3 protein-coding genes are annotated in these 6,362 nt (G+C 39.9%); all 3 read left to right on the top strand.

Annotation, left to right across the window (positions count from 1 at the left end; translation table 11 throughout):
- Nucleotides 1-61 precede the first annotated feature (61 nt).
- The 3 genes from lpdA to acnB all read left to right on the top strand — a co-directional run bounded on the left by lpdA (nucleotide 62) and on the right by acnB (nucleotide 5,269).
- Nucleotides 62-1,489 (top strand): dihydrolipoyl dehydrogenase, encoded by a 1,428-nt coding sequence (gene lpdA, locus PSF11_RS09285; RefSeq protein ID WP_014656403.1) that lies wholly within the window; start codon nucleotides 62-64, stop codon nucleotides 1,487-1,489.
- A gap of 388 nt (nucleotides 1,490-1,877) precedes the next feature.
- Nucleotides 1,878-2,228 (top strand): VOC family protein, encoded by a 351-nt coding sequence (locus tag PSF11_RS09290; protein WP_004921822.1) that lies wholly within the window; start codon nucleotides 1,878-1,880, stop codon nucleotides 2,226-2,228.
- A gap of 443 nt (nucleotides 2,229-2,671) precedes the next feature.
- Nucleotides 2,672-5,269: a bifunctional aconitate hydratase 2/2-methylisocitrate dehydratase gene (gene acnB, locus PSF11_RS09295; protein WP_072502440.1), complete on the top strand. Its 2,598-nt coding sequence runs from the start codon at nucleotides 2,672-2,674 to the stop codon at nucleotides 5,267-5,269.
- Nucleotides 5,270-6,362 lie beyond the last annotated feature (1,093 nt).

Here is a 6,362-nt window from a genome sequence, read left to right on the forward strand (position 1 = left end):
TTTTCCGGTGGAATAATGCGTTTTTCGGCTGCCCCGCTGGACAAAACAAAAAGAGGTCATGATGAGTACTGAAATTAAAGCCCAAGTAGTGGTACTTGGTGCAGGCCCTGCAGGGTATTCTGCGGCTTTCCGTTGCGCTGACTTAGGTTTAGATACTGTTTTAGTAGAACGTTATTCAACTCTGGGTGGAGTTTGTTTGAACGTTGGTTGTATTCCTTCTAAAGCACTATTGCACGTTGCTAAAGTGATTGAAGAAGCTAAAGCGTTGGCTGAACATGGTATTGTTTTTGGTGAGCCAAAAACCGATATTTCTAAAGTTCGCCTGTGGAAAGAGAAAGTGATTAACCAGCTGACTGGTGGTCTAGCTGGTATGGCAAAAGGCCGTAAAGTAAACGTTGTGAACGGTCTTGGTAAATTTACTGGTGCTAACACACTGGTTGTTGAAGGCGAAAACGGTAGCACAACTATCAACTTTGATAATGCGATTATTGCTGCGGGTTCACGTCCTATTCAGTTACCATTCATTCCTCATGAAGATCCACGTATTTGGGATTCGACAGATGCGTTAGAGCTAAAAGAAGTTCCAGAGCGTCTGCTTGTTATGGGTGGTGGTATCATCGGTCTGGAAATGGGTACTGTGTACCATGCTCTGGGTTCTCAGATTGATGTTGTTGAGATGTTTGACCAAGTCATCCCTGCGGCTGACAAAGATGTGGTTAAAGTCTTCACTAAACAAATCAGCAAGAAATTTAACTTACTGTTAGAAACCAAAGTGACTGCCGTTGAAGCAAAAGAAGATGGTATTTATGTCACAATGGAAGGTAAAAAAGCACCTGCTGAACCACAACGTTATGACGCAGTTCTGGTCGCGATTGGTCGTGTTCCAAATGGTAAAAACCTTGATGCTGGTAAAGCGGGTGTTGAGGTTGATGACCGTGGCTTTATCCATGTTGATAAGCAAATGCGTACTAATGTACCTCACATTTTTGCAATTGGTGACATCGTTGGTCAGCCAATGTTGGCGCACAAAGGTGTTCACGAAGGTCACGTAGCGGCTGAAGTTATCTCTGGCCTGAAACACTACTTTGATCCAAAAGTTATTCCATCAATCGCTTACACTGAGCCAGAAGTGGCTTGGGTTGGTTTAACTGAGAAAGAAGCGAAAGAGAAAAATATCAGCTATGAAGTTGCAACATTCCCATGGGCAGCATCAGGCCGTGCGATTGCATCTGACTGCGCAGAAGGTATGACTAAGCTGATTTTCGACAAGCAATCTAACCGTATTATCGGTGGTGCTGTTGTCGGTGTTAATGGTGGTGAACTTCTGGGTGAAATTGGCCTTGCAATTGAAATGGGCTGTGACGCAGAAGATATCGCATTGACTATCCACGCTCACCCAACGCTGTATGAATCAATTGGTATGGCAGCGGAAGTCTTTGAAGGTAGCATCACTGACTTACCAAACGCAAAAGCGAAAAAGAAAAAATAATTTCTTAAGTCGCCTTAATAAACGGCCTCTCTAGTTGGCTGTTTATGACCAAAGAGCATAAAGCCAATGTGGAAACACATTGGCTTTTTACTTTTTCAAATATAAGCAGAGAGTCATATATATTTATCCTCTTATTTAAGTTGTGTTTATATTCTTAAGGAAAAAATTATCAACAATAATGTTTAGATGACTAATGGAATATTAAATTCTCATTTTTTATTCTGTTTTTATTTATATCTAATAAAGGGATGTGCATTTGATAACACGTAAATACGTAAGTCATGGCAAATTGGATTATTGTTTATACGTTCCGTAACTTACCTTCAATTGTGAACGAACCTGACATATCATTATCGATTATGGGTACTCACATAAATAAGCTAATTCAATGAAACTAATACCGACAGCTATTTTAATCCATGTTCCTGACGTTGCTATCGGCTTAGCTTGGTATCAACAAGCCTTTCCACAGGCGGTTGCCGAATATCTACCAGAGTTTGATTTTACCGTATTACACGTAGGGAATTTCACTATCGAGGTTGTCCAAGCTGACGCAAAGGTCTGTGAAGGTAAACGAGGCACAGTATTATATTGGCAGGTGGAATCTTTCGATTTAGCGGTTGAGCATTTATCTAAATTAGGCGCAAAACGGTATCGAGGGCCGATGTTAATAGAAGGTAACAAACGAATGTGTCAGCTTGAAGATCCGTTTGGTAATTTAATTGGATTAAAAGGGTAATAAAATCAATTAAAACCTTTAAAAAAATTAAAGCCAATCGTAATGATTTGCCTTATCAATTAGTAACGTAAATAAAATTACGATAAAAATATAATTTGTGATATGAGAGGTAAAAACACATCAAAAAGGGTGCGTTAAATGCGTAAATGCATTATAAAAAGTGAGGTTTTATCTGCTTTTTATAACTCTTTATAGTATCTTAAGCTAAAAAATAACCCGAAATTAATGGTTAAGGCTTAAAGTAAGCAGAGGGATGTTGCTTTCTTGTGAATGAATTAACATTTCGTTTAAACTCTGCTATGCTGAACGCCCGAAGCTGGGCATAATTTTACTGCCATTGAGATTATGCGAGCAAGTTCCTCTGACCTGGCACCGGATGATGATTTTTTCAAGATGGTGCAGACAGCCGGGTATATAAATTACAATGAAGCGAGGAGAACGTCGTGCTAGAAGATTACCGTAAGCACGTAGCCGAGCGTGCCGCTCAAGGGATTGTCCCTAAGCCATTAGATGCTGCGCAAGTTGCTGCATTAGTAGAATTACTGAAAAATCCACCTAAAGGTGAAGAAGATTTCCTATTAGACCTGCTGACCGACCGTGTGCCCCCCGGTGTTGATGAAGCAGCGTATGTCAAAGCGGGCTTTTTAGCCGCTATCGCGAAAGGTGAAACTACCTCTCCTCTTATCAGCCCAGAAAAAGCCATTGAACTGCTCGGTACAATGCAGGGCGGGTACAATATTCATGCGCTAATTGAAGCTTTGGATAATGCTAAGCTAGCACCAATCGCGGCTAAAGCACTTTCCCATACTTTGCTCATGTTTGATAACTTCTATGATGTAGAAGAAAAAGCAAAAGCAGGGAATGAGTACGCGAAACAAGTTATTGAATCATGGGCAAATGCTGAATGGTTCATCGAGCGTCCTGAGCTGGCTGAAAAACTGACTGTGACTGTATTTAAAGTTACAGGTGAAACTAACACAGATGACCTGTCTCCAGCTCCGGATGCATGGTCTCGCCCTGATATTCCGCTTCATGCCCTAGCTATGCTGAAGAATGCTCGCGATGGTATTGAGCCGGATGAGCCAGGTAATGTCGGGCCAATTAAACAGATTGAAGCCCTGAATAAGAAAGGTTTCCCGTTGGCCTATGTTGGCGACGTTGTGGGCACAGGCTCTTCTCGTAAATCAGCAACTAACTCTGTGTTATGGTTTATGGGGGATGATATTCCGTTTGTTCCTAACAAACGTGGTGGTGGTGTTGTACTTGGTGGTAAAATCGCCCCTATTTTCTTCAATACCATGGAAGATGCCGGCGCGTTACCTATTGAAGTGGACGTATCTAAGCTGAATATGGGCGATGTTATTGATATCTACCCATATAAAGGTGAAGTGCGTAACCATGAAACGGGTGAGTTACTGGCAACATTTGAACTGAAAACGGATGTATTGATTGATGAAGTCCGTGCTGGCGGTCGTATTCCATTGATTATTGGCCGTGGTTTGACGGCTAAAGCGCGCGAATCACTTGGCTTAGAGCCAACTAACGTATTCCGTCATGCGAAATCTGTTGCACAAAGCAATCGTGGTTTCTCTTTGGCTCAAAAAATGGTTGGTCGTGCTTGTGGCCGCCCGGGTATTCGCCCAGGTGAATACTGTGAGCCTAAGATGACTTCTGTTGGCTCGCAAGATACCACAGGCCCAATGACACGCGATGAGCTAAAAGACTTAGCTTGCCTAGGGTTCTCCGCAGATTTAGTTATGCAATCATTCTGCCATACTGCGGCATATCCAAAACCCGTTGATGTGACTACGCACCATACATTACCTGATTTTATTATGAATCGTGGTGGTGTTTCCTTGCGCCCAGGCGATGGCATCATTCACTCATGGTTGAACCGTATGTTATTGCCAGATACTGTCGGTACGGGGGGTGACTCGCATACCCGTTTCCCAATCGGTATCTCTTTCCCAGCAGGTTCTGGTTTGGTGGCATTTGCAGCAGCAACAGGTGTAATGCCGCTTGATATGCCTGAATCTGTTTTAGTGCGCTTTAAAGGAGAAATGCAACCGGGCATCACGCTTCGTGATCTTGTTCATGCTATCCCTTTATATGCAATCAAAGAAGGCTTACTGACTGTTGAGAAAAAAGGTAAGAAGAATATTTTCTCTGGTCGTATCCTTGAAATTGAAGGGTTGCCTGAGCTAAAAGTTGAGCAAGCATTTGAATTAGCAGATGCTTCCGCAGAGCGCTCAGCAGCAGGCTGTACGATTAAACTGGATAAAGCACCAATTATTGAATATCTCCAGTCAAACATTGTTCTGCTGAAATGGATGATCTCAGAAGGGTATGGTGATCGCCGTACCATCGAGCGTCGTATCAAAGGAATGGAAAACTGGTTAGCTGACCCGCAGCTTCTTGAAGCAGACGCTGATGCAGAATATGCCGCAGTGATCGAAATCGACCTAAATGAGATCAAAGAGCCTATCTTATGTGCTCCTAACGACCCTGATGATGCACGTTTGCTGTCTGATGTTCAAAATGAAAAAATCGATGAAGTCTTTATCGGTTCTTGTATGACAAACATTGGTCACTTCCGTGCGGCAGGTAAGCTGTTAGATCAGCATAAAGGGCAGCTACCAACACGCCTATGGGTTGCTCCACCAACTAAGATGGATGCAGCACAATTGACTGAAGAAGGTTATTACAGTGTGTTTGGTAAGAGCGGAGCACGTATTGAAGTGCCGGGATGCTCTTTGTGTATGGGTAACCAAGCACGTGTTGCAGATGGTGCAACCGTTGTTTCAACCTCAACACGTAATTTCCCGAACCGTCTTGGTACAGGGGCAAATGTATACTTGGCTTCGGCTGAACTTGCTGCTGTCGCATCTTTGCTCGGTCGTCTCCCTACGCCTGCTGAGTATTTGCAGTTTATGGATAAGGTCGATGAAACTGCTGAGGATACTTACCGTTATCTGAACTTTGATCAGTTAGAGCAATATACTGAAAAAGCAGATAGTGTTATCTTCCAAACAACAGTTTAATTTAGCGATTTAGCAACAAATCAAAAGCCCTGAATTTAATCAGGGCTTTTTTTATGGTCGCTAATTAGGGTGTTAGTAACTTGATTAGCCGATTTGATAGGCGATAGTAACAGTGAGGAAAAATGTCGCTAATCGCTCGATAGGAAGCGCAATAGATCCTTTATCGTTTGGTGGATGATGAAGGGGAATCTATATAGTTAATGCATAAAAAGTGGTTTTAAGTGATACAGAGGAGTAATTCGGTTAGATCGTAAGCGTCGAATACGCAATATTGTGACAGAGTATGCGGATATTTTGTTGTAGATCTATATCGATATCACTCTAAACTGTTATCTTTTTGGCTAATTAATATTCATTAATTTCAATCTTGGTATGATTACTTTTTAAAACGACTAGCTAAAAAAGACTATTTTATCATTATTTGAAATTCTTAATTTGAATATTAAAAAAAGAAAAAAGATTATCTTTTTATTGATTATATTAATTTGATGATGCTTATTTGATATTGAAACAATATTACTCGTTGCATTGAAGGCTATATTTATCATGTTTTTATTTTAAAAAGTCATAATAATCAAAGAGGTGTGGTATTTTTTTAACTTGGTTGTTTTATTTATGCAAATAATTACTCGCGTTGCGAGTTAAAATTGAAAGATTATATTATAAAGTATTAAACTACATTAAATTAGATATTTTGTTCTTTTCTTTAGTTCTTATTGTGATTTGTTTGGAGTTATTTTCTTATCAATCTTGATTGGTATGAGTGACTATTACTATATTCTATTGTTTTTAATGGTGAAATAAATTGTTACATCTATGACTCCTTTGGTGAGTGTGTAATTTACTCGAGTTAGGTGTAATGTTAATTATAAAAAAGTTATCTATAATACTTACATCTGAAAAACAGTATTTCGTTGAGATGTTTTAAAGATGCATAAAAATAGAATGTGTTATCATAATTAGAGGTAATTAATATCGGCAGTAAAAATATTTTTATAACTCTTATTAAGATAAGTAATAATAATAATTAAAATATTTTTTTATATATTTACTAATATAAGTATTGGTAATGGATTCTATTTTTCTTTATTTT

The sequence above is a fragment of the Providencia sp. PROV119 genome (assembly GCF_028482435.1).
Taxonomy (GTDB): Bacteria; Pseudomonadota; Gammaproteobacteria; order Enterobacterales; family Enterobacteriaceae; genus Providencia; species Providencia stuartii.